This is a genomic window from bacterium, assembly GCA_021372615.1.
In the GTDB taxonomy this organism is placed as follows: domain Bacteria; phylum Armatimonadota; class Zipacnadia; order Zipacnadales; family UBA11051; genus JAJFUB01.
In genome coordinates this window covers 1-24,036 of sequence record JAJFUB010000034.1, presented here as the reverse complement: position 1 = coordinate 24,036, position 24,036 = coordinate 1, and the positions used below count along the sequence as shown (strand labels likewise).

Genomic DNA, 24,036 nt, shown 5'->3' with positions numbered 1-24,036 from the left:
GCCATGCAATACCGTCTGCTCGGTCGCACTAACCTGACGGTCTCGGCGCTCGGCTTCGGCGCCGGGCCGGTGGCGGCGCTGATGACCGACCCCGCCGCCGCAGACCGGCAGCGCCAGACCGTACAGGCGGCGCTGGACGCGGGCGTCAACTGGTTCGATACGGCGCCCGGCTATGGCGACGGCGCGTCGGAGCGGCAACTGGGGCGAGCACTGGCGGAGCTGGGCGCGCTGCAGCGAGTGCATGTCGCGACGAAGGTGCGCCTGCAGCCCGGTGAGGAGCGTGACGTCCCGGGGGCGGTCCGCCGCTCGGTGGAGGGGAGCCTCCAGCGCCTCGGCCGCGACCACGCCACACTGCTGCAACTGCACAACGCCGTGACGGCCGAGGCGGGGGCGCTGCACCTGTCCATCCCGCCGGCAGTGGCCCTGGCGGCAGGTGAGGCACTCGCGGGCTTGCAGGCTGAGCGGTTGATCGGGCACGTGGGACTCACGGGGCAGGGCGAACTCGAGGCTCTGCGAGAGGTGCTGGGCTCGGGCCTGTTTGCCACGGCGCAGGTCCCGTGGAACCTGCTGGAGGCGATCCGCGCGGCGGGGTCCCCGTCGGCTTCGCCGACACCCCGTCCTGATTCCACGTCCGGCCCTGATGCGCTTGTGCCGTCGGACTGCGTCAGCGCCGGTGTGGCCGTCATCGCCATCCGGGCGCTGGCCGGCGGGGCGCTGGCCCTGCAGCCCCCCAGCGAGCACACGAAGCGCACGCGGTTCTTCCCCCTGGCAAGGTACGAGGCGGATCTGCGCCTGGCCGAGAAGCTGCAGCGTCGCCTGCCCGCGGGCGTAGTCCTCTCGGAGGTGGCGTTGCGCGCTGTGTTGCACGACCCGCAGGTGAGTCTGACTCTCATTGGCTTTGGGGAGGCGACAGAGGTGATGGCGGCGTGCGCGGCGCTGGATGCCGGTCTGCCGGACGAGGCCCTGAGGGTGATGCGGGGCTAGACGCCGTGGGGCTCGCCGGCCTCGACCGGTGGAGTGGCACTGGCGGCGGCCCGACGCGAGGCCTTCGTCGCCAGCAGGTTCGACAGCACCCCCACCGCCCGCTCCACGGCGTGGTCGTCCAGCACCGGCTCGGTGTCGTGCTGCAGGACTGCCTGGACGAGGTTGCCCACCGGCTCCACGGGGGTGATCGTCATCGTGTCAATCTCCGCCTCAGTGAAGACGACCATGGACCGCACGGGGACATCGACTCGCGCGCTCCCCAACTGATCGGCGACGTGGGCGCAGTGGGTGGAGTTCTGGCGCACGGGGTTGAAGAACTTGTTGCCGTGGGCGCGCACGGTGTCGCCCCGCCTGTACTGGCGCCACTCGTAGTCGTGCTCGCCCCCGACCACGCACCCGGCGTGGGCCTGGGTCTCCAGGCACCAGACGCCGTAGGTAGAGACGACGACGTGGTCTACCTGTGACCGGGTCTTCTGGCCGGGCACGAGCAGGTCATTGAGCACCCAGTACTCGTCGGGCAGTCGCCGCAGTTCGTCGAGTACGCGCCGCTGGCCGCCATAGCCGCGCAGGACGGTGAGCGGCAGCCAGATGAGCTGCGAGATCGCCACCAGCCCGCCCACGTGCACCCCCAGCATCGCGAGCTGGCGGACGGCATGCGGCGGCAGATGTCCACTGGAGAGGGTGAAGACGCGCGCCCCAGCCGTAGCCGCAGCCTTCACGACGCCGGCCGCCCGAATGTGGTCCACGCCCCCCATCTCCCGGACCACGCCGCGCCCTAGATTGACCACCAGCACCGCCGCGGTCAGGTAGAGAGCAATCAGGCCCAGTCTCTGGACGTTGGCCCGACGACCGAGCGTCGTGTCGGTGTTGACCACACGAGCCATAGCGATCTCTCCGCAACGCCCCCGGTACTGGAACACCGCCGATCCTGCGACGGCGATGTTAGTGCATGACTTGCGGACTCCGTGCGTAGTTTCGCTCAAGCTTCACGCAAGCCGACCGTGTCAGCGCGAGTGCCGCACAAGGTATTCGGCGTGCCATCGCGAACCACAGGGCGTGCGAGCGTTCCCCAAGGAGGCCACGACCGTGCGGACCCGATTCGCCATCCTGCCGGCTGTACTGCTGTCATGCCTGACGCTGGCCCAGGCCGCCGCACGCCTGCCCGGCAGCTACTACAACGACTTTCAGTTCGGCTACGAGACCCCGCACACCAAGTGGGCCAGGCCGCTGGCCGGCGGCAAAGTGCGCGCGTTCTTCATCGCGCCCACGCACACGGCCCGCGAGGTGGCCGAACTGGCCCAGCGCCTGGACCTCGAGCCCGGCGGTGAGACCGCACTCGACGGGCGGAACCTGGGCAACCCCGGCAGCTACGGGCCCTACCCCGCCATGGTCGAGGGCACCTCGTCAGAGGAAAAGGAACTGGCCGTCCTGAGCAAGCTGGCCAAGCCGTACGACGTGTATGTGATCGCCAACTTCCCCCTGGCCAAGCTCCCCATCCGCGTCCAGTACGAGATCCTCCGGCGCGTCAAGGAGGGCGCGGGCCTGGTGCTCGTCTACAAGCGCGAGGCCGACGAGCGCCTGTGGCGACACCAACTCCCCGACGCTGCCCTCCAGGCCGCGGATGTCCCCCTGGCGGGCCTGACCTTCTACAGGGGTAAGATGGAGAAGCTGAGCCAGGGCCTGAACGACCTCGTGGACGGCTACCGCGTGGGCGAGGGGCGCGTGGTGCGGATTGACTACGGCATGCAGTCTCCGGCCGGCTTCGCCGGGGGCTGGTGCCTGACGCCCCAGGAGCCCTATACCTACCGGACGCTGACCGAGTACGACTACCACCAGTCGCTGGTGGCGAAGGCGGTGCTGTGGGCCGCCAAGCGCGAGCCGAAGGTGCGCTTCGTGGGGCTGCCGTTTGCGGGCTTCCAGCTTGATGACCCCGCCGCCCCGCTGCAGCTCAAGTGCAGCCTCGCCAACCTGGCGGGCAAGGCCGTGCCGGGGCAGCTCTGGGTGCGCGTGCGCAACGAGTGGGGCGAGGTCGAGCAGGAGGCGACGACTCCCCGGGCCCTGGCAGTCGGGGACAATCCTCTGGCGCTCAGCCTGCCCCGCCTGCCGGGCGGGACGCACTTCCTGGACCTGAAGTTCAGCAGCAAGGACGGCGTCCTCGGCTGGGCCAGCGCGGCGGTGTTCGTCAAGCCCGTGCAGCGGGTCGCCGAGGTGAAGCCGGCGCAGGTCAGCTTCGCTCCGGGCGAGCCGTGCACCGGGCAGGTCTCCCTCCTCCCCGCCGCGCCGGACGCGAGCTGGGCGCTCCGGGTCACGCTGCTGGACAACTACGGCCGCGTCTTCGCCCGCAAGCAGTTCCCGCTGCAGGCCGGGCAGGACGAGGTCGCGTTCTCCGTGCCGCTGGGGGCGTCGGTTAGTCTTGCCGGTCGCGCGCGCGTCATGCTTCTGCGCCAGGGCGTGCCCTGGGACCAGAAGGAGCAGGAGTTCTTCGTCCGGCAGGGCGGTCAGGACGACTTCCCGGCGCTGGTGTGGGGCAACCTGCCCGGCATCTTCGGCCACTTCACCGGGGTGCGCCTGCACGAGGCGGGGTTCAGCAGCATCCTGCACTACTACGGCAGGGGCGAGGGCCTGGAGGGCGAGGGACGGCTCCCGGAGGCCATCGCGCGGGACGACTTCCACGCCGTGCCCTACGTGACGCGCATCTCGTGGGACAAGGGGCGCCTGGGGGCCATTGAGCAGGACGAGAAGGCGCGTCAGGACCTCGTGGACCGCGCCACGGCCTCGAAGCCCTACGCACCGTTGGTCTACAGCCTCGGCGACGAGAACTTCATCCCGCCCGAGGGCGGCTTCGACGAAAGCGAGCGCCCGCGCTTCGCCGCCTTCCTCAAGCAGCGCTACGGCGGGGACCTCAAAGCGCTCAACGCTGCGTGGGGGACGACCTTCACGGACTTCGCCGAGGTCGCGCCCATGAAGGCTGGCGATGCCGCACGGCAGGCCAACTGGGTGCCGTTCCACGACACCGAGTGCTTCCGCGAGTTCCTCTACGCCAACTGGCACCACTGGGCACGCGAGGTCATCAGGCAGGTGGACCCGCAGGGCGCGGTCGGCGCCGAGGGCTCAGTACCCGGCGACATGGAGCTGAGCATCCAGGGCCTCGAGTTCTGGGGGCCCTATCGCCGCGTGGATCAGAACACGCTGCTGCGGTCGCTGGCCCCGCGCGAGCTGGTGCGGGGCAACTGGTTCGGCGGTTACAACTCCGGCCGGCGCGACCTGCCCGGCCTCCCGCGCTTCCTGTGGGAGTCGCTGCTGGATGGCAGCAACCTGCTGGAAGTCTACTGCTCGTACACCTGTGAGAACTTCTACAACACGGACCTGACCTGGGCGTACTGGATGGACAGCTTCCTGCCCGACCTCAAGGAGATCACCGAGGGCCTCGGGCAGCTCCTGGCGCGCAGCGAGCATGACTGCGACGCCGTGGCCGTGCTCCACTCCCAGCCCTCGGTACACTTCGAGCAGTTGTCGCAGCCCTTCGGCGACTACACCCGGGCCATGACCGGGGCCCTACGGCTGCTGGAGGACCTGAGCTTCGTGCCCTACAACCTCACCAGCCGGCAACTGGAGGCCGGGCTGCTGAACCAGCGCAGGCCGGCCGTCCTGCTCCTGCCCCATGCAGTCTGCCTGTCGGACAAGGAGGTCGCGGAGTTGGAGCGCTACGTACGCGAGGGCGGCGTCCTGATCGCCGACGTGCGACCGGGGATTGCGATGGGCAACTGCGCGCTGCGGGGCAAGGGGGCGTTGGACGGTCTGTTCGGCGTGACGCGCGAGGCCGGGCCGGGGAGGGCCGTCACGAGTGCGGCGACGCTCAGCGGCAGTGCCGGGCGCTACCACATTCCCGACGGCTCGACCATGCCCGCTGCGAGCCTAGACGCATCGGTCAAGCTGGCCGACGGCACGGCGCTGGGCAAGGCCGGGGACACGCCGCTGTTCGTGGTGAAGACCTTGGGCCGGGGCACGGCGGTGCTGCTCAACTGCTCGTTTGGCGACTACGACCTGCAGGCCGCCCAACCCGGAGAGATGGCCGCGCGCGAGGTCATGCGCATGTTTGCCGGCCTGTCAGCCGGGCAGCCCCACTGGCAAGTGGAGGTCACCGCGACGGACGGCAGGCCGCTGTCCGGGAAGCGTGTCTCGGCCTTCGTGCGGGGCAAGGCCCGCCTCGTGGGTCTGCTGCCCCCGCGCCCCGAGGACGTGAAGGCGACCGTGCCGATGCGGGTGCGCCTCGCCGCCCCGGCGCACCTTTACGACCTCCGAGCGGGCAAGTACGTAGGCAAGACCGACGCGACGACGGTCAATGGCCTCTACACCTCTGCCACGTTCCTGACCGCGCTGCCCTACAAGGTGCAGAAGCTGACGGTGACGGCCCCGACGAAGGCCGTCGCCGGCACGCCCTGCGCCGTGCAGGTGAAGCTGGCGGCCGAGGGCGACCTGCAAGGCGCCCGGCCCGTGTTCCGCGTCAATGTGCTCGGCCCCGATGGCCGAGACCGGCTCTACTATGCCCGGACGCTCTGCCCGAGCGGCCTGCAGGCTGCTGCGAGCATCCCGTTTGCGAGCAACGACGCGCCCGGCGTCTGGAAGATCGTGGCACGGGATGTGCTGACCGGGACGACCGCCACCGCCACCGTCAAACTGGAGGCGAGCCAGTGATGAGGACCCCGTTGCTTCTCGCAGGACTGCTGCTCCTGTCGGCCTCGGCGCTGTGCGCCCAGCAGGCGGCGGGCCACGCCACCGCCACTGTGATGACTGCCCCGCCTGAGCGCGTCGGGGGGCACGAGGGGCATGTGGGCAAGAAGTGGCAGATCCTGCTCAGCTCTGAGCCGGGCAGCTACGGCCTGCAGCACTGGGGCTGCTACGACCCGAGCCACGCGCCACGCGTCGTCCAGCCCGAGGGCTCCATCGGCATGACCAGCCCCGGTGGGGGCAACTGGTACCACAACGGCTTCTTCAACTTCGCCGTGGATGGCGACAGCAGCCGCTCATTCCCCGTCACGGCGATCCGCGCGCTGGACAGCGGCGAGCGCGCGTCCGTCGAGCTGCTGTGGGACATGCCGAAGGCCTGGGTGCGGGTGCGCTTCATGGTCGTCCCCGGCCAGCGCCCCCTGTTCTGCGCCCTCACACAGTACCCCAAGGCCGGGGCCACCCCGAAGCTCAGCGCGCACCTGGTGGCCTATCCGGCGGGCTACTTCAGGGATGGCGGCCGGGTCATTGTGACCCCGACGCGGACGCCGAAGACCGGCGACAAGGTGGACCTGGACCCGGCCACCGAGTGGTCGTGGATCATGTACGACGAGCGGCGCGACTGGCGCGTGTCCGGCAGCGTCGGGGGCGCGGGAGGACTGACCGTGCCCGACCTCGTCGGCGGGCTGAAGCTCGACGTCGGCGCCTATGGCGTGACATGGGATGTGGAGGCGAAGGGCAACGAACTGCGGTTCGCGTTCTGGGGCAGCCAGGAGGTGGCCAACGCCGACCTACCGGCGAAGCTGCAGCCCCAGTTCGCGCCCGCGCTGGCGGCCCTGCGGGCCCTGGACTTCACGGCGCTCCGGCTGCGCGCGCAGGGCCTGGCCCCGCTGCAGGCCGAGTTCGACAAGATCTTCCGCGAGACCCGGGACAACGACAAGGACCGGGCGACGTACGCGGCGCTCGTGGCCCGACTGCAGCAACTGCTGGCCCAGGCCAGCGGCGGGCAGGTGAACCTCCAGGCCGAGAACGAGGCCCTGGCCACCCTGGACAAGCTCGAGCAGTTGCTGTGGAAGGTGCGGATGGACTGGATCTTCGCCGACTGACCGCGAACACATGCACAGGAGAGGCAACATGCGCGCCAATACCGACTGGTTCCGGGACGCCAAGTGGGGCGTGTTCGTTCACTATCTGGCCGGGCTGCCCAGCGCCGATGACCCCGAGGGCACGACCCCGGAGGGCTGGAACCGGCGTATTGACGCCTTCGATGTCGAGGGCCTGGCCCAGCAACTGGCCGAGGTGCAGGCTGGGTACTTCTTCATCACCCTGGGGCAGAACTCCGGCTACATCCTCTCTCCCAACGCCACCTATGACAGCCTCGTGCCACGCGACCCGAGCCGGCTGTCACGGCGCGATCTGGTGGCCGACCTGATCGCGGCGCTCAAGCCGCATGGCATCCCCGTGATGGTCTACTCCCCCGCCCATGCCCCGGCCAACGACCGGGTGGCGGTCGAGGGCCTCAAGTGTACGCCAGCGTGGGATGCCAGTTGCTGGGGCCTGCGCCCAGGCTCGTACCTGATCGAGGGCGAGGTGGACACGCGGCTGTCGGAGTTCCAGCGCAACTGGGAGGCGGTCATTCGCGAGTGGTCGCTGCGCTGGGGCGAGGGCTGCCGGGGGTGGTGGTTCGACGGGTGCTATCGGGCGGACATCATGTACCGCGGCCCGGACGAGCCGAACTTCAAGAGCTTCGCCGCCGCCGTGAAGGCCGGCAACCCCGACAGCCTGGTGGCCTTCAACCCCGGCGTGAAGACGCCGGTGATCTGCTACAGCGAGTACGAGGACTACACCGCCGGGGAGATCGCGGGGGAGCTGCCGGTGATGATGGACTCGATGTGGGGGCGGGAGAGCAAGCCCGAGCAGTACTGGGGGATGCCGATCCGGCGCTTCGTGGAGGGCGCGCAGTACCACCTCCTGACCTTCATGGGTCCGTACTGGTGCCGGGGCGTGCCACGCTTCCCCGATGAGCTCGTCATCGGCTACACCAAGCACATCAACAGCCTGGAGGGTGTCATCTCGTGGGACCTGCCGACCCACAAGTCCGGCCTGATCCCCGACCCCTTCATGGCGCAGCTACGCGCTCTGGCCAAGGCGACGCGGTAGGCCGCTGCCTGAGCGGCTACTGGGGGGGCAGTAGGGCAGGCGGCCTCGCCTGCCCGCCCTACTGGTGCGCGGGCGAGGCCGCCCGCGCTACTGAGACAGAAGGGCTGCCTCCCCCCGAGCGGCTTCCCTGCTGCAACTGCTACTCGATCACTGTCCCCGCGAGCCCCAGCTTCCGGAATAGCGGTGTGGCCGGCAGCTTCCCAGGCGACCAGTACTTGCCGTCCAGCGCCCGCAGCATCGCGAACGTCGCGGCCAGCAGGGCCTGGTCGTCCGGCGCCGTGATGCTGAGGCTGCCATTCTGAGCGGCCACCCGCGCGGGCTTACCCGGCGTCACCGCGAAGCGCACCGTTGGCCCCGTCACGCGCTCTCCCTCCGCCACGATGGGCAGCAGCACCTCCGCCGCCGGCTCCTGCACGTAGCCGGTCCAGTACCGGAAGTACTCCTGCAGGCGGAAGGCCGCGTGGCGCGTGGTCTCGGAAGCCCGAGCCGGGATCACAACGGTAACGTTGGGTTTTCCATCCTTGAGGAAGGGGAAGTCGAGCAGATCGGTGTCCTTGAGGGCCAGCAGCTTCGACGCGAACTTGACGTACACCACCGCGTGGCCCTTGAGGGTCAGTCTGAGCTGCCCGCCCGCTGAGATCGGCAGCGGCTTGCCCTCGGCGGTCGCGGCCGCGGGGGCCATGCCCGCCGGAGCCCGCACCGTGAGGCTTGCCGGCCCATTGCCGGTCAGGGCCAGCATCAGCGAGCCGCCGGTGGCCCCGGTCAGCAGCGCCACACGGGCCTCCCGCACGGCCGGCGCCGGCGCCACCGCCGCCACGGCACGCAGCAGGACGGGCGTTCGCACCGGCACTCCCAGAGGGATGACCGTCTCGCCCTTCACGACGCGATTGGCCGTCTCATCGGCGGCGGCGTTGGCGAACAGGTAGGCACCCGCGCCGAGACGCTGGTTCTCGACGGCCACTTCGCCCTTCACCGGCGCGCCGGTCTCATGGGCCACCGCGAGAATCGTGCTGAGGCCCCTACCGTAGCGTGAGGACCACAGGGGCGCGGGCACGCGCGCGGCGGGCACAGGCTGCCAGCCGGCCTGTACGCACTCGGTGATGGCCGGGAGCCAGCGCGCCAGCCGGCCCACGCCGAGCGTGAAGTTCGTCGGCGGGATGTAGCCGACGCGCAGGCTCTGCAGCAGCGTGAAGTCCGCCAGGCCCTGGATCACGCGGGTGAGCTGATCCTTCGTGATGGACTCGGCGTCCACCAGGTTCTCGAACTCGTACCCCTCCCACCACACCAGCGTCTTGTGGCCCATCTTCCAGCGCAGCCGGTCACCGTTCTCGCGCGTCCCGGTCCACGGGTTCGCCTCCAGCATCGCGCTGTCGGAGTGGCAGCAGGAGGCGAAGGTGCCGTAGTGCATCGGGTTGGCGACCACGGCCAGGGCGCGGCCGTCCTTGCGCAGACTGTGGACATAGTCCATCAGGTGCGTGATGGCGATGGACTCGTCGCAGTAGACGCCCACCTGGTCGTCCCACGCCCGGTGCGGGAGCTTCGGTAGGGCAGGGCCGAGATAGCGCACGCCGTCGCCGGCGGTGTCGAACGCGAACCCCGCGAGGTCGAGGTCCTGCGCGACCTGCGCGATGTCCCTGGCGCTCTGCGCGCCGAAGCTGGTCTGGTAGGGGAAGACGCGCAGCTCGTTGTCATGCCCCGTGACCCAGGGCGTGTCGAAGTACACCTTGGCCTTCGGGTCGGTGGTCAGGGCATCGGCATAGCGCTCGCGGGCGAGGGACTCCTCGCACCAGACCTGGGAGGGGATGTAGAACATCATGCCGACATCACAGCGCCTGGCGCCGTCTTCGAAGCGCTCAGCGCGCCACTTGAGGTACTCCTCGCGCGGCAGGGAGCGGGTCTTGTCGGGGGTCCGGGCGGGCTTGTAGTCCCACAGCTCGGCCCGGCCGACGATGTCGCCCGTCCGCCGGAAGGGTGCATAGCACCAGTCCCAGCCCCCGTACAGGCGGCGGGCTGTCTCGGGCGACCAGTTGCTCGCCGGCCAGGTGGCGTACATGCTGCTGCTCAGGCTGGCCCGCGGGTCCACGTCGGGACGGGCCACGAAGCAACTCGGGAAGCTGTCGTAGTAGGCCTCGAAGGCCTCGTACTTGCCCCATTCGCCCGGGGCCGTCAGGGCGATGAAGCGGACGGTCTCGCTCTGGCCCGGGTCCAGGACGATCCGCGTGAGCGTCGCCAGCCGCGCGCTGTTGTCCGCGAGCGGCTCATACTCATGCCGCATGTATGACACCAGTTGCGTCGGGTCGAGGCCGACCGCCACGGTCGCCTGATCGTTCCAGGCACAGGTCAGGGGCATGTTGCCGGCCAGACGCGCGGAGCTGACCAGTTGCTGCGGGTCGGCGAAGTCATCCCAGCCATCGAAGCAGGACAGGGGGCCGGTGCGCTTGAGCAGCAGCTCGGGGCCCAGCTCCAGCCACAGCGGCTGGGCGCCGGTGTTGGCGCAGGAGATCTGCCAGACGAGGCAGCGGCCCTCCGAGCTGGCGAGAACATGGATGGTGAGCGGCTGGTCAGTGAAGAGGTCCACCCGGAGGGCGCTGCCCCCAGACCGCGTCGGCAGCAGCTTGACGGGCTGGCGCTCCTTGCCGACCGTCACAGACAGCCGGGCGCCCTGGAGCAGGCCACCGGCCTGCAGCGGCGCGGTGGGCAACAGCGCGGCGGACGGCGTCGCCGGTTGGGCGAGGGCGACGGAGACGGCGAGCGACAGCAGGGCGAAGGGCAGGAAGCGGCGTGTCATGTCAGTGCACCTCCCCTTCAGGGTAGCGGCGTACAATGACCCGTCCGTCCCCCTGCGTCACCGTCACCTCGTAGACCGCGTCGGTCGGTTGCTGCTTGAGGACGGTGCTGAAGTTCGTCGTGCCGGCCTTCAGGGCGCCGCTGTCGGCCAGGGGCTTGTCCGTGCCGACGGCCCTCACGACCACGCGGCTGAGCGTCTCGCCCGCGGCGGCCTGCGCCCCAACAGTCAGGTCAGTACGCGCCAGGCCGGCCCACAGGTCATCGAAGGAGACCTCGCCCGTCTGGAAGTACAGGCCGAGGCTGAGCGCCACGGCTGTCATCGCCTCGGGGATCGTGGCCTCCAGGCGGAAGGGCAGCCAGGCCGTGGGGTCAGGCCCGCCCAGGGCATCGGGGGGTAGGAACACCGGCACGAGCCAGTGCCCGCGCATTGTGCCCCGGTAGAAGCGCTCATCCACCGCCACCCGCCGCCCGTCGGCGAGGGCGATGCTGCTGTGGGCGTACACCAGCATCCGGCCGGCCGCCAGGCGGTAGAAGCCCTTGAACAGGACCGGCCGACCGGCCGGCACCGTGACCGACTGGTTCCAGTAGCCGGACATGACGCCGGTCTTGGCCTTCATCCACAGGCACTTGCCGGAGCGCCCGCCATCCTGCCAGGCGGTCTGGAAGTTCTCGGGGTTGGCGGTCGTGAAGCTCCAGCCGGTCGGCTGGCCGTCCGTCCCGGCCTCCACGCCGGGATTGGCGACGAGATTGGGCACGGGCAGCGGCGGGTCGGCGGAGATGCTCACAGTGGCGGCGGCGGCGAGGCTGGCCGCAGCGACGAGCAACACGAGGGGGGCGGCGACGCGCATGGGTTCACCTGCAGGTATTGAGTGGTGGTGTGGACGATTATAGTGGACATCGCTGCCGATTGCACACCGGATGTCATCTGCCCATGGACATGCACGCTTCCCCCGATCTCCTCGCCCGGCTCGACGCCTTGCGCGAGCGGATCTTCGCTGGCGACAACACCCACTGCTTCGTGGAGCGCCAGCATGTGTTCACCGAACTCGCCGCGGAGCTGGATGGGCTGGCGGTCGAGACGCGCTATGCAGCGATCCTGGAGCGCCTGCTCGCCGCGGCCTCGACGCCCATCGCGGACGAGGACGTGATCCTGGGGCGCATGGTCGAGGGGCCCGCGCCGGACGGGCAGACGTATCTGCCCTCGCTGCCGGGCTTCGCCTCGTCGGGGCATCTGACGCCCGACTGGGAGGCCCTCCTGACGCGGGGGCTGCGGGCCCTTGCCGCCGAGGCGGAGGAGACGGCGCAACGTCTCGGCGACGCGGAGGCTCGCGCCTTCGCCGCGAATGTGGGCCGCTGCTGCACTGCTGTCTGCGCCTTCGCCGAGCGCTATGCCGCCGCCGCGTCGGCCCTCGCCGAGACGGCGCTCCCGGAGCGGGCGGCGGAGCTGCGGCGGGCAGCCGCCTCCCTGCGCGCGTGTCCCGCCGGTCCCGCGTCGAACTTCGCCGCGGCCCTGCAGGGCCTCTGGATCGTGCACCTGGTCCTGAGCTGCTTCATCGGCGCACGCGACTTCGCCCTCGGGCGGCTGGATCAGCTCCTGCTGCCGCTGTACCGGCAGGGCCTCGCCGAGGGCACGCTGACGCCGGATGGGGCGCTCGAACTGCTCGCGCACTTCCTGATGAAGGCCAAGGAGACCACCGGCACCCACACCGACAGCTACCGGCCCAAGCCGGTGCCGTGCTTCGCCTCGAACCAGTACGTCGTGCTCGGCGGCTGCGCGCCCGACGGAACCGACGAGACAAACGAGCTGAGCGTCCTGTTCGTCGAGGCGGCCCGGCTGGTGCGGATGCCGCAGCCGGAGCTGAATGTCCGCCTGCATCCCGGCACCTCGGATGCCCTCCGGCGCGCCGTCGAGCGGGCTCTGCCCGTCTGCCACGCGCAACTGCAGTTCTGGAATGATGACCTCATCATCCCGCAACTGCAGCGCCGGGGCTTCACGGACGACGAAGCGTACGGCTACGCGCTGACCGCCTGCAACCGGATCAACATCCCCGGCGCGATGGACTTCCGCGGCGGGGACCACTTCCACAACATGCCCCAGTGGCTGCTGACCGCGCTCGACCGCGTACCGGAGGCGGAGCGACTGGAGGACATCCTGTCTGCCTTCGGCCAGGTCGCGGCCGAGGCGGTGGCGGCGGCGGTGCGCGAGCGCGCCGAGCGGATGCGCGTGGGCGAGCACAGCTTCTACTTCGAGTCGGCACTGCTGCACGACTGCGTGGCGCGCGGGCGGGACTGCAGCCGTGGCGGGCTGCGCTACCCCGCGCAGTTCCACTTCTTCGGCGGCGTGGCTACGGTGACAGACTCCCTGCTGGCGCTCGAACACCTCGTCTTCCGCCAGCGGCGCTACAGCTTGCGGGAGTACCTGGACATCGTCGCCGCCAACTTCGTCGGCCAGGAGGCGCTGCGGCAGGAGGTCCTCACCGCGCTGCCCAAGTACGGCAATGACGAGGCGGAGGCCGATGCCCTGGCGCAGCGGGTGTGTGAGATCGGGCTCGACGCGCTGGAGGCCGTGCCCAATCCGGACGGGCAGTTGCTGCTGCCGGCGATCTACTCGCTGTACCGCCATGTCGAGTGGGGGCAGCAGCTTCCGGCCACGCCCGATGGTCGCCTGCCCGGCGAGCCGATCAGCGACAACCAGTCACCGGTGCACGGCGCCGACCGGGCGGGCGTGACGGCGCTGCTGCGCAGTGTCGCGCGCCTGCCGCTCGAACGCACACCCACAGGCGGGCTGAACCTCAAGCTGGCCTTCAAGCCCGACCCGGCGGCGGCGCTGCACCTGGTCGAGACGTACTTCGCCCTGGGCGGCCTGCACCTGGGGTTCACCTTCGTGGACCGGGCGACGCTGCTGGCGGCGCAGGCGCGGCCCGCCGCGTTCCGCAGCCTCTGCGTCCGCGTCACGGGCTTCAGCGAGTTCTTCATCGCCCTGTCGCCGGCGGCGCAGGCCGAGGTCATCGCCCGCACCGAACACTGAATGAGAGTGATCTGAGCCATGAGCAAGCGCGTACTGATCGGGGCCAGCACCGGACCGGGGCTGGCGGGGCTGGAGGCCTTCGTGGCCCTGCGGCTGGGCAACTGTGTCCTGGCCGACCTGCCGCTGGACATGGACGAAGCCGCAGCGATGTGTCGCTTCTGCCGCGAGCATGAGATCACGCTCTTTCTGTCCGAGCTGGTCTGGCGCGGCAGCACGGACCTGTGGCGCCCAGCCAAGGTGCGCCTGCCGCGCGCGGATTGTCCCTCGCGCGAGCAGATCAACGCCGTGCTGGCCGAGGCGGGCGAGTACTACGGTGGGCGCATGACCATCGGCGAGGCCGGGGGCGTGCTGTACTGGCCGAAGGACTACCTCCACCGGGAGACGGCCGGAGCCTTCCGGGCACTGCCGCCCTGTGAGGGGATGCTGCAGGCCCGCCAAGCCTACCTGGACTATATGCGCGAGTTCATCGCCTTCGAGCGGCGTGAAGTCAGCGACGGCCCGCTGATGAACGTGGACTCCAGCCTCGTCTTCCGGTACCACGCCGAGGCCGGGATTGACATCCTGTGTCACGAGGCCCTGCCGGGCGATCCACACCGGATGCAGGCCGCCCTGCGAGGCGCCGCGCGGGCCTATGGCAAGCCCTGGGGCACGCACATCGCGATGGGATGGTACGGCGGCGTGACCGTGGACGAGCTGTGGCTGAAGCGCTGGAAGACCAGCGTGTACTATTGCTATCTGACCGGCTCGGAGTTCATCTACCCCGAGAGCGGACACCTGGCGCTGACCGACCATCAGACCGGGGCGCGGCACGAGGCGCGTAGCCCCGAGATGCTCCGGGCCCGGCGCATCCTGCGCGAGGCGTATCAGTTTTCACTCATTCACGGCCGCCCCGAGGGCGGGCCGAAGGTGACGCTGGGGCTCGTGTCCGGCTACGGCGACGGCGCGCCCGGGCTGTGGAACCCGTGGGCGTGGGGGCAGTTCCATGATGACAAGTGGCTGGCCGGGCCGCCGGAATGGGGCTGGGAGTTGGTGGACCAACTCCACCGGCGCGAGGACTGGCCCACGTACACCGTCCAGGGCGAGCACGACTGGTCCGGCCAGCCGCCCTACGGGCAGTATGACATCGTCCCGATCGAGTGCGACCTGGCGAACCTGCAACGCTACGCCTGCCTGGTGTTCCCCGGCTGGCACACGATGACCGAGGATATCTACGCGAAGCTGCGGGCGTATGTCGAGGGCGGCGGGCACCTGCTGATGTGGCTGCCGCAACTGCGCGGCGACGACGTGCGCGGGGGCGAACCGCAGCTCTTCCGTGACGGGGACTTCCGAGACCTGTTCGGGCTGCGCGTCACGGGGCGGCAACCCACGAGCGTGCGCGGGGTGAAGTTCATCGCCCCGTCATCACTGGAGAGCTACCGCCTGCCGGCCATGACCCCCGGCTGCGACCCGCGCTTCCTGGGCAACTTCACCCCCGCCGAGGTGGAGCTGACGACCGCACGGGTGCTGGCGGGACATGACATCCTGTTCGGCGGGAAGGTGGAGGAAGTGGCCGCCCGGCCGCTGTTGGTCGAGAACCGTCTGGGGCAGGGCGTGGCGATGCTGGTGACGGCGTGGGAGTACCCCGCCGACCCGGCGCTGCTGCCCCTGACGCGGGAGCTGCTGCGCGTCGTCTCCGCCGGCGAGCAGGGCGACATCCGCCTCCTGGGCAGCGACCGCGTGCGGTGGGCTGTGCACGACCTCGGGGACGATGCGCAGGTGATCTACCTGCTCAACACCGACCCGGACTGCGCGGCCCCGGTGCGGCTGTGGGTGCAGGAGCGGCTCACGCCGGAGTTCACCGTGCCGGCCAACGAGATGGTCGTGGCGTATCGCTTCGGGCCGGTGCTGGTGCAGTTCCCAGACAGGCTGGTCAATGTCGAGAGCTACGGGTGGGAGGAAAACACCCTCGACCTGGTGCTGGCGGTCTTCAGAGCCCAGAGACCGATGCTGACCAACCTGGGCGACACACCAGTGACGATCATGCTCAACGGGATGCAGGTCGCGCTCGCGACGGGCGAGAGCGCGACCGTGCTCCTGCCCCGTTGTGACGTGCCCGGCGGCCCGGCCTTCGCCCCGGACTTCGCCGACGAGCCCGACTACGCGGGTGAAATTGACTCCCGCACGGCGTATTGATAGCATACCGGGTGCCCATCGCTCAGTAGCGCGGGAAGGTCGTGTCCTCTCCCGAACCCATATACTAGGCCCTCGCGTGGCGAGACCTCAACGAAAGTGGTGTATCAGATGCAACTTCACAACCCCGGCGCACAACTGTTTGTCCCCGACGGTACCGACCCAGCGCAGGCTATCGCACGGACGACTCAGATCGCCTTCATGGCCCACCAGGATGACATCGGCATCGGCGCCATGTGGGGCGTCCTGCAGTGCTTCGGCAGGACCGATGAGTGGTTCACCGGCGTGACCGTCACCAACGGCGCCGGCTCGCCCCGCGACGACCTGTATGCCGACTACACGGACGACCAGATGCAAGCCGTGCGCGCGGTCGAGGAGAAGAAGGCGGCGTTCGTCGGCGAGTACGGCGCCTGCTTCCTGCTCGACTACCCCAGTTCGGCCGTCAAGGATGCCGGGAACCCCGACCTCGTGGCGGAACTGACCGCGATCCTCCAGGCCGCCAGGCCCAAGATCGTCTACACCCATAACCTCGGCGATAAGCATGACACACACGTCGCTGTGGCGCTCCGGGTCATTGCCGCCATCCGCGCCCTGCCCGCGGACGCCCGGCCGCAGGCCGTGTACGGCTGCGAGGTCTGGCGCGACTTGGACTGGATGACCGACGAGGACAAGGTCTTGATGGACTGCACCGCCCACGAGAACCTGGCGGCCTCGCTCATGGGCACGTACGACTCGCAGATCTGCGGCGGCAAGCGCTATGACCTGGCGACCGCCGGCCGGCGCAAGGCCCACGCGACCTACCACGCCAGCCATGGTGTGGATGTCAGCCAGTCGCTGAACTTCGGCATGGACCTGACGCCGCTCATTGCCGACGCGAACCTGGCCCCCGCGGACCTGTTGGCGACATACATCCAGCGGTTCCAGGATGAGGTCATGGCGCGCGTGGGCAAGATGAGCTAACGGCGCGTAGGTGGGTTCGTCCTCGAACCCACCGGGTCGCGGGTGCGAGGACGCACCCGCCCACGCGGCAGGAGGCCCCCATGAAGCGAGTGGAAGCCGGCGGTTCGGCGCGGGAGATCGGCCGCGCCACCGGCGAGCATCTGCGCGACGAGATCCGCCAGATGCTCGACATCCTCGATGAACACGGGCGCCCGGCGGAGTTCGCCGGGCGCCTGTCCGCTTTCGTGGAGACCTCGCGCCGCTACACGCCCCGAGTGCTCGAGGAGATGGAGGGCACCGCCGAGGGGGCGAACGTGCCACCCGAGGACATCTACCGGCTGAACTTCCCGCTCTACCCCGACGGGGTGTCCCTCAGTGAGGGCTGCACCAACATCGTCTTCGCCGGCGGGCCGGACGGACCGGTGTGGGGCAAGAACAACGACGGGGGCGCGACCCAGCGCCACCTGCCCCCCTGCGCCCGGGTCATCCACCGTGAGGGCGCCATCCCCCTGCTGACCTTCACCTTCTGCGGCATGATCGCCACGCTCGACGGGATGAACGCCGAGGGGCTCGCCGTCGGGCACTCGTCGGTGGGCACCATCTTCCAGCAGAGCGACGCCCACCCGCAGATCCGCCACTGGGGCTATGAGGGGATGCTGACGTGCGCCACCACCGGCGAGTTCGTGCGGCACATGTCGTCACTCCCCACGCGCGACAAGGGCTACGCGATGGTCTGCGTGGACCGGCAGGGCACGACGTGCTCGCTGGAGGCGCCCGTGCCGGTGGTGCAGGTGCGGCGCTCGGCCCGCCCCGACGGCCACCTGCACTGCGTGAACTGCTATCAGTTGCCGCACCTGCTGGAGGCCGACTGGCGCACGCCCGAGGGCAAGGTCAATGCCCAGGCGCGCTGGCAATTCCTGGACCGCTATCTGGAAGAGAACGAGGACTTCGGCCGGGCGGGGATGCAGCGGCTGCTGAGCAGCCACGAGCCCCCGGGGATCTGCCGGCACGGGGCGCCTGATGCCTGCGTGACGGAGTACGCCATGATCGGCCTGCCCGCGCAGGGCGAGGTCCACTACCGGCACGGGTTCGCGTGCGACGGGCCATACGAGGCGGTGCGGTTCTGACGGATTGCCGAGCACCGTCATGCCGCCGACGCAGGGGCGGGGGGCCTCGTCAGCACAATCAGCAGCACCACTCCGACCGTGGATAGCGCCGCAGCCGTCGTGAAGGCCGCGCCGAGGCCTACGGTGCTCCACAACGTCCCCACCAGCGCGCTGGCGACCAGCTTCCCCAGCCCCGTGACCAGGGCCAGCGTTCCGAAGCCCAGGGAGCGCTCGTGGGGGGCCAGGAAGTCCGCGGCGTAGGCCTTCTCCACCGCGTCCTTGTTGCCCATGGCGATGCCGTTGAGGGCGAAGACAGCGACCATGACACCCATGGCGTCGCCGCCGCCGGCGACGAGCAGCGCCCCGGCCACGGCGGCGACATACCCCCCGACAAGCAGCCCCCGCCGCCCGTAGCGGTCACTGAGCGCCCCGGCCGCGTACGTCACGACCGTGCTGACGGCGTTGTAGCCGGCGTACAGGAGCAGGGGCGTCAGGTTGCGGGTGCTGACCCCGCCGGAGACAGAGCTGTTGGCGGCCCACAGGATCAGGAGCGTATTGGAGAAGTCCCCCAGCGAGAAGCAGCCGACGGCCAGCAGGACGCGCCGGAAGGAAGCGGGCATCTCGCGCAGGCGGGTGAAGAAGCGGCGGTGGGCCTCGGCGGCGTGGTGCGGCTGCTCCTGCACCAGCAACCACACGGAGAGGGCCGCCAGCAGACCCGGCACGACCACCAGGGCCAGGATGTGGCGGAGGGCCAGGCCCAGCCACAGCAGGGCGGCGCTGATGAGCGGGCCGACCATGGCCCCGGCGTAGTCGCCGGCGCGCTCCAGCCCGAAGGCCTTGCCGTAGTCGCGCGGGTCGGCGGCATCGGCCATGATGGCGTCGCGCAGGGGGCCGCGATAGCCCCGGCCGAACCAGGCGACGCTACGGCCGACTAGCACCTGCCACCAGGCCCCGGCCAGGGCGTAGGAGCCCACACCCAGCATCGTCAGCAGGTAGCCGCCCCCCGTCGCCACCTTCTTGCGCGCCAGCCGGTCGCCGATCGCGCCCCCGTACAGCTTCCCCACCGCCATCACGAAGTCGGCGATGCCCTCGATGAGCCCCAGGGCCGCCGCGCCGCCAGCGAGGCTCTTGATGAACAGCGGCAAGACCGCAGTTCCCATCTCGTGTGAGATATCGGAGAAGAAGCTGGTGAGGCCGAGAGCCAAAACGGTGCGGTTCAGCCAACGGCGGGGTGCGGGAGAGGCTTCAGAGGCGGACATGGGCCAGACATTCGTGTCCGGCCCATGCGGTTCCTCCAGGGGAGGGAGTGAGTCGTCGTGGTCGGCGCGTCAGCGCGCGGCCGTGGTGGCTGACTGGCGCTGGGGCTGGCGGCGCGCCACGGTGCGGGCTATGGCCTGGTTCAGATCGCGCATCGTGACGGGCTTGGCCAGGACGGCGTCCACCCGGCCGTCGTTCTGTTCGCCGATGCTCTCGCCCCACCCGGTCAGCAGCAGGACGGCGGCCTGCGGTTGCAGCTTGCGGGAGAAATAGGCGACTTCCCAGCCATCCACTTCGGGCATGACCAGGTCCAGGACCAGGGCGTCGAAGCCCTCGTGGTAGCGGAGCAGGCTGAGGGTCTGGCGGCCGTCCACGGCCTGCACCACGCGGTGGCCCAGGGTCTCGAGCGAGAGCGCCAGCGTCTCGCGCATGCCCGGCTCGTCGTCCACGACGAGGATGTTGAGGTTGCGCATGACCTGGGGCTCGTCCTCGTCCCTGCCGCGCAGCTCACGGCGCACCGCGCGCAGGTCGGCCAGAGGCAGGGCGAAGGTAGCGGCCAGCCCGCCCAGATCGGACTTGCCAAGGGTCAGCTTGCCGCCGGAGCGGGTGACGATGCCGTGGGCGACGCTGAGGCCCAGGCCGAGGTGCTCCCGGCCCTTCGTGGTAAAGAAGGGCTCCAGCGCCTGTTCCACGGCGTCCGGCGCCAGCCCCGGGCCGGAGTCCGATACGCGGACCATGGCTTGCTTGCGCTCGCGCTTGACTTCCACCTTGACCTTGCCGTTGCCCGCCACGGCTTCGCGCGCGTTGCTCAGCAGGCAGACCAATATCTCGCGTACATCGCGCGGGCTGGCCAGGACGTGCAGATCGGCAGCGCAGGCAAGCTGCAGGTCAGGCCCGGCGGCGATGCGGGGGCCGGCCTGGCCGAGGGTGTCCCATACCTCCAGGGCCAGACTATGGACCAACTCGCCGACGTCGAGGAGGTCCTGATCGGGATCGGGACGGCTGCCGCTGAAGTCCGCCAGGTGCTGCACCAGGCGGGCGCCATCGGTCGCGGCGCGGCCGATGCCGGTCAGGGCGGCCTGGGCTTCCTCGGAGGAGGCGCCCAGACCCATCTCGGCTCGAAGCAGAATGGTGCCGAGCAGGTTATTGAAGTCGTGGCTGAAGCTCCTGATGAGGTCCGCCTGGGCCCGCAGGCGTTCCTGGCGCACCAGGCGCTCCTGTTCGTGGCGCTGGCGCGTCAACTCCTCCCGCTGGGCGCGGGCTTGCAGCGCCGTGAGGGCCAGGGAACTGACCATGGCCAGTTCGGGCGCCAGATCGGCAGGGAGATGGCCATTGGACTGGGTACACGTCGCCAGGCACAGGCCGTGGCCGCGCTCGTGGTGCAGGAGGCTCCACCCCGCCCCCACGGGGGTCTGGAGCCGGCACGGCGCGGTACGGTTGGGGACCTGGCCCGCCAGCGCCCGCCACGCCGCCAGTTCCTCGTGGCTGGGGTTCAGGAGTTCCAGGCTCTGGCCCTGCCAGTGGAAGAGGGCCGACTCGTTGGCGTTGAGTTCAGCGTAGGCGTAGTACGGCAGGCCCGGCTGGTGTTTGGCGGACTGGAGTTTGATGTCTTCTGCCATTGCATCCTGCCTGACCGGGCTGGGGCTGTCGCCCTCCCAGGCCCACGTAATGCGCCCTACGGGTGCCCTGCCGGCCAGGCTCCGGCAGCTCAATCCCTTCATTTGGCTGGAGGATAGCGGCTGGCTATCAATCCGCTGACAATGGGGAATCAAGATGACATCAAGTTGGGGCGTCTGAGTCGCCAGAGGGAAGCTCGGTCGGGCAGGAATCGCCTGGTGCTTCCGCCAATTGGTGCACAAACGTCTCCGGAGTGCACCCTATGCGAACCATGGTCTGGCTGTGTCTGGTCTGCCTGGCGACGGGCGCGGCCGCGGCGCCCGTGACACAGGTGGTGGCCGATTTCGAGGACGGGCAGGCATGGCCCGGCGCTGCCATCACCAGCGCGACGGTCCACGGGGGCCAGAAGGCCCTGCTGTGGGAGAAACTGCCCCAGAACGGCTACCTGCGCGCCCCGCACGTGCCCACGGACTGGACGCCATGGGACCGGCTGACCTTCTGGCTGTACAGCGAGAAGGCCAACGGGCAAATCATCACACTGGTGGCCAACTCCGAGAACCCGGCCAACGGCAAAGACTGGGACTACTACTTCCACCATCTGACCGTGAACTGGACGGGGTGGCGGCAGATCAGCCTGCAGCGGGGGGTGGAGCTGCAGGCCTCGCGGCGACCCCTGGGCTGGGACCGGATAGAGTCACTCACGTTCAACTCCGGCGGCTGGGACCATGGGCCGCTGCCGGATACCCGCCTGGTGCTGGATGACGTGAAGCTCACCCGCGACCTCATGCGGGTGGAGCCCGGCGGCAAGACGCTGTCGGCGGACGGCACGCAGACCACACACCGGGTCACGATCGCCTCGCGAGGCGAGACCCCGCTGAGCTTTGCGCTGCAGCTTGCCTCGCCGGGCCCGCGTCTGTTCGACGTGCGCCTGGACAAGGCGAGCGTGGGGCCAGTGGCGCCCGGACAGTCAGCCGAGGTACTGGTGACACTCCGCCTGAAGCCCGGCGTGAAGGCGGAGCCGCTCAGCATCGAGACGGTGCGCCTGGAGGTGTCTGCCGTGCAGACGGAGTCCGAGCCGCAGAGCCTGGAACTAGCCGCTGCCGTGCCGCTGTCGCCCCGCCCGCACCCGCACCTGTTCCTGACGGCCGCCGAGATAGCGCAGGCCAAGGAGCGGGCGGCTAAGCACGACTGGGCGAAGACCACGCTCCAGGGACTTATTGCCGCCGGGGATCGGGCGCTGAACCTCAACGTGGCCGACATCCCCGACCATGGCGGCCAGTGGGGCCACTACTATGTGTGCAAGACCTGCGGCTTCAGCCTCAAGCGAGTGGACGCCACGCACCATGAGTGCCCCCAGTGCAAGCAAGTCTACAGCGGCTGGCCCTGGGACGATGTCGTGGTCAGCAGCGTCCATAGCGGCTTCACCCGGGGCATCCGCGACCTCGGGCTGGCCTATGCCTTCACCGGGGACCTCAAGTACGCCCAGAAGGCGCGCGAGATCCTGCTGGCCTATGGCGAGAAGTACCCGACCTTCAAGCTCCACGACGTCGGCGGCGGCGAGAGCCGCAGCGGGGGCAGGATGTATGCCCAGACGCTCGACGAGTCGGTGGACATCATCGGCCCGGCCTGGGGCTATGACCTGGTCTATGACGCGCCATGCTTCACCGCCGCGGACCGGGAGCGGATCGAGAACGGCTACCTACGCGAGGTCTGCCGCACGATCCAGCGCCATGATGCCGGCATCTCCAACTGGCAGAGCTGGCACAACGCCGGGGTGGCGGCCGTGGCCTTCTGTCTCGATGATCCCGAGCTGATGGCCTGGGCCATCAACGGCAAGAGCGGTCTGCGCTTCCAACTCGACAAGAGCGTGCTGCCCGACGGCTGGTGGTTCGAAGGGGCGGTGGGCTACCACTGGTACGCGCTGGACGCCCTGCGCTACACCGTTCAGGCGGCAGCCGCGGCGGGACTGGACTTCACTGGCAACGCCGCCTACCGGTCGCTGTACGAGGCCCCGGTGCTGTACACGTTCCCCAACGGCGCCTTCCCCTCGATCAATGACAGCAGTGGCGGGAGCATCGGCGGCTCGCACCGGCTGTACGAGCTGGCGTACCAGTACTGGCACGAGCCGGCCTTCGGCTGGGTGGCGGCCTTCGGCAACCGCAAGAGCCTCGAAGCGTTCCTGTGGGGTGCGGAGGAACTGCCCCCGGCCACGGCCCCGAAGCTGGCGAGCCGCGACTTCGCCGGTCTGGGAGCGGCGGTGCTGCGCGCGGGGAGCGGCGACGGCGCGGCCTATGCCCACCTGGACTATGGCCCCCACGGCGGCGGGCATGGCCATCCCGACAAGCTTGTGCTGACGCTCTATGCCCTGGGACAGGAGATCGCGCCCGACCCCGGCTGCCTGGCCTATGCCGCGGCGCTGCACGGCAGTTGGTATCGCCAGACGCTGGCGCACAACGCCCTGCTCGTGGATCAGAAGTCCCAGCAGCCCACGACGGGCAAGCTGGAGCTGTTCGCAGACTGGGGCGAGGCGGCCCTCGCTGCGGCTACCTGCGACACGGCCTATCCGGGCGTGAAGCTCGCGCGGACGGTGGTGCTGACGCCCACCTATCTGCTCGACCTGCACAGTGCCGCCGCTGACCAGCCGCACACCTATGACTTCGTGTGGCACAACGTGGGGCAGATGACGCCCGGACTGCCGACGACGCCGCGCGCGGAGCCCCTGGGCAAGGACAGCGGCACCCAGCACTTCACCGACCTGCAGACGGCCTCGGGGGCGCAGGACTGGTCGGTGGAGTTCAGGACGGACAAGGGGAAGGTGCGGCTGGTGCAGGCCGGGGCGACGGGGACGGAGCTGTTCTTCGGCCAGGGTCTCGCCGGGCGTCCGCCGCGCCCGTGCCCGATGGTGCTCGCGCGGCGTCAGGGCAAGGAGGCGCTGTTCGCCTCCGCGGTGTCGTGGTCGCCGACGGAGCCCGAGGTGACGGCGGTCAAGCTGCTGCCAGTCACGATGGCCGGGGCCGGCCAGGCGGCCGGCCTCAGCGTAACGCGCGGCGATACCGAGGATGTGCTCATCATCGGCCCGGCCGGGGTCGAGAAGAGCTGTGGTGGCCTGAAGACGACGGCCCGGGCGATGTTCGTGTCACGGCAGGGGGGGAAGGTGCTGACGGTGCGGCAGGTGGATTGACGCCGCAGGGCCGGTGGCGACGCTGTGCGCACCTGGAGAGAAGCTGTGCGCACCTTGGGAGAGAAGCTGTGGGAGCGGTCACC

Annotated in this window: 13 protein-coding genes and 1 pseudogene; 9 read left to right on the top strand and 5 right to left on the bottom strand. The window is 69.8% G+C overall.

Annotation, left to right across the window (positions count from 1 at the left end; genetic code table 11):
* Positions 1-3: 3 nt before the first annotated feature.
* Positions 4-984 carry an aldo/keto reductase gene (locus tag LLH23_05465; GenBank protein MCE5237922.1) on the top strand — a complete coding sequence of 327 codons (981 nt, stop codon included), beginning with the start codon at positions 4-6 and terminating at the stop codon, positions 982-984.
* On the opposite strand, the gene LLH23_05460 is transcribed toward LLH23_05465, so the two are convergent.
* Positions 981-1,868: an NERD domain-containing protein gene (locus tag LLH23_05460; protein MCE5237921.1), complete on the bottom strand. Its 888-nt coding sequence runs from the start codon at positions 1,866-1,868 to the stop codon at positions 981-983. The two genes, LLH23_05465 and LLH23_05460, sit on opposite strands and share 4 nt — an antisense overlap.
* Before the next feature lie 202 nt (positions 1,869-2,070).
* On the opposite strand from LLH23_05460, the gene LLH23_05455 reads away from it, so the two are divergent.
* Genes LLH23_05455 through LLH23_05445 form a run of 3 tightly spaced genes read left to right on the top strand, consistent with a single transcriptional unit; the run spans position 2,071 to position 7,869 of the window.
* On the top strand, positions 2,071-5,679 hold the full coding sequence (locus tag LLH23_05455; protein MCE5237920.1) for a hypothetical protein: 3,609 nt from the start codon (positions 2,071-2,073) through the stop codon (positions 5,677-5,679).
* Between the two features lie 11 nt (positions 5,680-5,690).
* On the top strand, positions 5,691-6,815 hold the full coding sequence (locus LLH23_05450; GenBank protein MCE5237919.1) for a hypothetical protein: 1,125 nt from the start codon (positions 5,691-5,693) through the stop codon (positions 6,813-6,815).
* Between the two features lie 28 nt (positions 6,816-6,843).
* Positions 6,844-7,869 (top strand): hypothetical protein, encoded by a 1,026-nt coding sequence (locus tag LLH23_05445; GenBank protein ID MCE5237918.1) that lies wholly within the window; start codon positions 6,844-6,846, stop codon positions 7,867-7,869.
* Positions 7,870-8,008: 139 nt separating this feature from the next.
* On the opposite strand, the gene LLH23_05440 is transcribed toward LLH23_05445, so the two are convergent.
* Both LLH23_05440 and LLH23_05435 read right to left on the bottom strand, forming a co-directional pair.
* The gene (locus tag LLH23_05440) at positions 8,009-10,657 is read right to left on the bottom strand and encodes a hypothetical protein (GenBank protein ID MCE5237917.1); all 2,649 of its coding nucleotides are present in this window, start codon (positions 10,655-10,657) and stop codon (positions 8,009-8,011) included.
* A gap of 1 nt (position 10,658) precedes the next feature.
* Positions 10,659-11,504, bottom strand: coding sequence for a hypothetical protein (locus LLH23_05435; protein MCE5237916.1), 846 nt, complete (start codon positions 11,502-11,504; stop codon positions 10,659-10,661).
* A gap of 83 nt (positions 11,505-11,587) precedes the next feature.
* Between LLH23_05435 and LLH23_05430 the strand changes: the two genes are divergently transcribed.
* From LLH23_05430 to LLH23_05415, 4 genes are all read left to right on the top strand, one after another.
* Positions 11,588-13,684 carry a hypothetical protein gene (locus LLH23_05430; protein ID MCE5237915.1) on the top strand — a complete coding sequence of 699 codons (2,097 nt, stop codon included), beginning with the start codon at positions 11,588-11,590 and terminating at the stop codon, positions 13,682-13,684.
* Positions 13,685-13,702: 18 nt separating this feature from the next.
* Positions 13,703-15,856, top strand: coding sequence for a hypothetical protein (locus LLH23_05425; GenBank protein MCE5237914.1), 2,154 nt, complete (start codon positions 13,703-13,705; stop codon positions 15,854-15,856).
* A gap of 108 nt (positions 15,857-15,964) precedes the next feature.
* Positions 15,965-16,813, top strand: coding sequence for a PIG-L family deacetylase (locus LLH23_05420; protein ID MCE5237913.1), 849 nt, complete (start codon positions 15,965-15,967; stop codon positions 16,811-16,813).
* An 80-nt stretch (positions 16,814-16,893) separates the two neighbouring features.
* Complete coding sequence (locus tag LLH23_05415; GenBank protein ID MCE5237912.1) at positions 16,894-17,919, top strand: C45 family autoproteolytic acyltransferase/hydrolase; 1,026 nt, start codon at positions 16,894-16,896, stop codon at positions 17,917-17,919.
* A 17-nt stretch (positions 17,920-17,936) separates the two neighbouring features.
* On the opposite strand, the gene LLH23_05410 is transcribed toward LLH23_05415, so the two are convergent.
* Both LLH23_05410 and LLH23_05405 read right to left on the bottom strand, forming a co-directional pair.
* Positions 17,937-19,157, bottom strand: coding sequence for an MFS transporter (locus LLH23_05410; protein MCE5237911.1), 1,221 nt, complete (start codon positions 19,155-19,157; stop codon positions 17,937-17,939).
* Positions 19,158-19,226: 69 nt separating this feature from the next.
* Entirely contained in the window at positions 19,227-20,774 is a 1,548-nt protein-coding gene (locus LLH23_05405; protein MCE5237910.1) for a response regulator, read from the bottom strand.
* A 269-nt stretch (positions 20,775-21,043) separates the two neighbouring features.
* On the opposite strand from LLH23_05405, the pseudogene LLH23_05400 reads away from it, so the two are divergent.
* Positions 21,044-23,584, top strand: a pseudogene (locus tag LLH23_05400) (heparinase II/III family protein).
* Positions 23,585-24,036 lie beyond the last annotated feature (452 nt).

Bases quoted from the DNA above. Each gene is read 5' to 3' on its own strand.
- LLH23_05435 (MCE5237916.1), bottom strand. From the start codon at position 11,504: ATGCGCGTCGCCGCCCCCCTCGTGTTGCTCGTCGCTGCGGCCAGCCTC.
- LLH23_05430 (MCE5237915.1), top strand. From the start codon at position 11,588: ATGGACATGCACGCTTCCCCCGATCTCCTCGCCCGGCTCGACGCCTTG.
- LLH23_05425 (MCE5237914.1), top strand. From the start codon at position 13,703: ATGAGCAAGCGCGTACTGATCGGGGCCAGCACCGGACCGGGGCTGGCG.
- LLH23_05445 (MCE5237918.1), top strand. From the start codon at position 6,844: ATGCGCGCCAATACCGACTGGTTCCGGGACGCCAAGTGGGGCGTGTTC.
- LLH23_05420 (MCE5237913.1), top strand. From the start codon at position 15,965: ATGCAACTTCACAACCCCGGCGCACAACTGTTTGTCCCCGACGGTACC.
- LLH23_05405 (MCE5237910.1), bottom strand. From the start codon at position 20,774: ATGGCAGAAGACATCAAACTCCAGTCCGCCAAACACCAGCCGGGCCTG.
- LLH23_05410 (MCE5237911.1), bottom strand. From the start codon at position 19,157: ATGTCCGCCTCTGAAGCCTCTCCCGCACCCCGCCGTTGGCTGAACCGC.
- LLH23_05465 (MCE5237922.1), top strand. From the start codon at position 4: ATGCAATACCGTCTGCTCGGTCGCACTAACCTGACGGTCTCGGCGCTC.
- LLH23_05460 (MCE5237921.1), bottom strand. From the start codon at position 1,868: ATGGCTCGTGTGGTCAACACCGACACGACGCTCGGTCGTCGGGCCAAC.
- LLH23_05415 (MCE5237912.1), top strand. From the start codon at position 16,894: ATGAAGCGAGTGGAAGCCGGCGGTTCGGCGCGGGAGATCGGCCGCGCC.
- LLH23_05440 (MCE5237917.1), bottom strand. From the start codon at position 10,657: ATGACACGCCGCTTCCTGCCCTTCGCCCTGCTGTCGCTCGCCGTCTCC.